Source organism: Methylobacterium nigriterrae, assembly GCF_037106235.1.
GTDB lineage: Bacteria > Pseudomonadota > Alphaproteobacteria > Rhizobiales > Beijerinckiaceae > Methylobacterium > Methylobacterium nigriterrae.
In genome coordinates, this window is sequence record NZ_JBAWTG010000756.1 from 1 (window position 1) to 286 (window position 286).

1 protein-coding gene is annotated in these 286 nt (G+C 67.1%); it reads right to left on the minus strand.

Translation table 11 applies throughout. From position 1 onward, the window contains the following. Positions 1–286 (minus strand): GH25 family lysozyme (locus WDW90_RS39020; RefSeq protein WP_336492987.1); only part of this gene is annotated, 286 nt, incomplete at both ends.

Sequence of the window (286 nt, forward strand, 5' to 3'; positions counted from 1 at the left end):
TGCTCGGGCTCGGCCGCGGTGGAGCGCACCCAGTGCGGGTAATCGGGTAATTCGCCCCCCAGCACGTCCCGGTGGAAGGTGATGTCGGTGTAGATGATCGGGCGCTTGCCGGTGTAGCGCTCCATCTCGTCGAGCATGTACCGGATCATGCCGAGCGCCTGCGCCTTCGGCAGGCGCGTCGGGCAGGTCTGCGAATGGCCGTTCCACTCGACGTCGAGAACCGGGGGCAGGGCGCTCGGATCGGTCGGGACGTTGCGCTTGAAACATGCCATCTGGTCCTCGGGCG